Here is a 2,982-nt window from a genome sequence, read left to right on the forward strand (position 1 = left end):
GTATCCTGCGGCCCGCCCGCTTCATCTTCCTGCCTCATGCGGTCAGAGGGACGGCTTTTCCGGCTGTCCTCTTGAAACTTGCCGCTTTTGGACTTCAGGCCATCATGGCCCGAAGGGCTGTCCTGTCCGGTATCCTCGTCCTCAAACCGCAGACGCCGGGATGGTGCGGGGGAAGGTCCTTCCCGTTCAGCCGGTCCGGGGCGATTGCCCCCGGTATCCTCCGTCGGCTCCGGCCTTTGAAAATTCCGTTTATCCGGTTTCTTTCCGATGATGTATCCCTCCTTTCCAAACCTCGGGCCATCATGGCCCGAAGTGTGTTATGCCCGGTTCATTTCCTGTTTTTTGTCCTCCGGGCGGGTGGTCATAATGGCGTACAGCTCGGTATTCTGCGGGAAGCGGTCAACAAACGGGATGGTGGTATTCCCGAAGAACAGCAGCCCTTCGCCGGAATTGGTATGGGTCACATAGGAAAGCTGATGGGGGCTGATCCCAAGCTGTTTGGCTAAAATCTGCCGGTCGCCCTGTGCCTGCGAGAGAAGCACAAGGAAGTCCGAGTTTTCAAAGATGTTCTCGATCTCCGGGCTTGCCAGAAAATCCTTCACGTTCTGCGTTAAAGCACTGGGAACGCACCCTTTTTTTCGCAGCATTTTCCAGATCGCCACACAGTAGCTTGCCGTCAGCCGGTCACGGAGCAGCACATGGAACTCGTCGAAGTAGCACCATGTAGCGATACCGCGCAGGAAATTCATGGACACCTGCGAGTTTACCAAGTCCTGCATAATGAGCATGGCAATCGTCCGAAGCCCGGCACCCAGCTTTTTTAAGTCAAGGCATACCAGACGGCGGTTCAGGTCCACATTGGTTTCATGGTTGAACACGTTAAGGGAACCCGACACATAGATTTCAAGGGCAGTTGCCAGCCGTACCGCCTCGCCCTCCGGCTGGGAACAGAGCAGGTCATACAGGGTTTGGAGGGTCGGCATTTTGCTTGTTTCCGGGTCCTGCAAGTGTTCCCGGTACATCTGGCGCACACAACGGTCAATAACGGTACGCTCCACCGGCTGCAAGCCATCCTTGCCGCCAACGATCAGCTCCATCAGTGACAGGATAAAGTCGGCTTTCAGCGCCATCGGGTTTTCCTCGTCGAAGCTCAAATCAATGTCCATCGGATTGATGTGGTGGGGGCTGTCCGGGGCAATCTCGATGACCTGTCCGCCCAGCCGCTTGATAAGGGGCGAGTATTCGCCCATCGGGTCAACCACAATGATCCGGTCACGGGTGGCAAGGAACACGTTCACAAGCTCCCGCTTTGCGGCAAAGGATTTGCCGGAGCCCGGCACGCCGAGGAACAGGCCGTTGGGGTTTTTGAGCTTTTTCCGGTTTGCCATGATGACGTTATGGGAAAGAGCGTTGAGCCCGTAATAGACGGCCTCGCCGTCCATGCGGAGCTCCTGCGTCATAAAGGGAACGAAAATAGCCGTGGAGCTGGTGGTCATGCCGCGCTTGATTTCAATGCCGTTATGGCCCAGCGGCAGGCTGGAAAGGAAACCGTCCTCCTGCTGGAAGTCCAGCCGCTTCAAGGTGCAGTTGTATTTCTGAACGATACCTGACACCGTGAACAGGTCATTGTCCAACTCCCGACGGGTCGGGGCCATGTTCACCACAAGGAAGGTCAGCAGGAACATTCGCTCGTTCCGGCTCTGCAAATCTTCCAAGAGGGTCTTTGCGTCGTTGCTGTACGTCACAAGGTCGGGCGGGAGTATGTCCATGTCATATCCGGCCCGGGCGGCTTTCTTCTGTTCCTCCACCTTCATCTTGTCAATGTCGGAGACTTTGGCCTTGATGGATTTCACGGCGGCGGCCTGATCGACGGTCTGGATATGGAGCGTGATCGTCATTTCCGCATCCATTTCCAAAAGCTCCGCCAGCAGCTTGTCCGATAGCTCCGAAGCCAAAATCTGCAAATAGGAGGCAGCGCCCCAGGTCGTCCCCACCCGGAACAGACGGCTGAAACGAAAATCGAAACTGTCCGGGGCGATAAAGTCTTTGGTGGAAAGCCCGGTTTTGGGGATCATATCCCATGAAAACCGGAAGGGGGAGCCGCTGCCGGGGTGGAGTTGCCCGTGAAGAAGCTCCAGCCGTTCCAGCCCCGAAAGGGAACGGCACTTGACGCCCAGCTTTTTGAAGTTCCCGCAAATGTCCGCCTCTACACGTTCCAGCCTTGCCCTGGCGGTGGAAAGGTCGTCCACATTCACGCCGAAGGTCAGGAGCTTTGTGCGGACAATGCCGTTGTTGCTTTTGGCGATCTGGTTTTCCAGCATTTCCACATACTCACACCGGACGCTGTTGTAATCATCGTCCTGCATGGGGATGTTCACGCTGTACCGGCTGCCCGGGCGGCTCCGGTGGTTGAGGAAGGAAAGCTGGAACGGAAGACTGCTGTCAAAGTAGTTGAGGCAGGCGCTCCACCCGTCAAAGATGGCTGCCTGATCTTCGGACTGTGCGAGCTGGTAGTTGATGTCCTCGTATTCAATGGTTTTGGTGTAATAGCGGTCCGCTACCCGGCACACCCCGTCCCGGTACATTTCCCGGTAAGGGAGGGTCTGCTGGGCGGTGGTGGGAATGTTCTTTCCTTTCGTGAACAGGCCGGTAAGGCCCTGCTTTTCAGGCTTTCTGCCTGCGGGCTTTCCGGCCCTTCTGCTGTTTCGCAATCGGCTGCGCCTCCTTTCTGGCGCTAAGCAGCGCATAGAAGTTTTCGGTTTTGTAAGGCCGCACACGGGGATAGAGGAACTGGGTGCGGATGATGTTTTTCAGCACTTTTTCCAGCGGCAGACCGTCTCGTTCATACATAGCCAGAAAGAAGAACGGGAGCATGAGGCCGATCATCAGGAACATGGCGGCACTGTTCCCGATACTGCCACGGGAAAACAGGTAAGCCGGGAGGCCCACCGCCGCCGCGCTGGAAAAACAAACAAGCTGGCG

Annotated in this window: 2 protein-coding genes; both read right to left on the minus strand. The window is 56.5% G+C overall.

What is annotated here, in order from left to right:
- Positions 1-317: 317 nt before the first annotated feature.
- On the minus strand, positions 318-2,747 hold the full coding sequence (locus tag GPK90_RS17900; protein ID WP_379694190.1) for a VirB4-like conjugal transfer ATPase, CD1110 family: 2,430 nt from the start codon (positions 2,745-2,747) through the stop codon (positions 318-320).
- The coding region (locus GPK90_RS17905) for a PrgI family protein (protein WP_252197588.1) at positions 2,665-2,982 on the minus strand (318 nt) is incomplete at its 5' end. The genes GPK90_RS17900 and GPK90_RS17905, both read right to left, overlap by 83 nt.

Origin of the sequence: Clostridium sp. MCC344, assembly GCF_018785365.1 — a bacterium.
GTDB lineage: Bacteria > Bacillota > Clostridia > Lachnospirales > Lachnospiraceae > Pilosibacter.

Coding starts and splice junctions, on each gene's coding strand:
- GPK90_RS17900 (WP_379694190.1), bottom strand. CDS start 2,747: ATGCGCTGCTTAGCGCCAGAAAGGAGGCGCAGCCGATTGCGAAACAGC.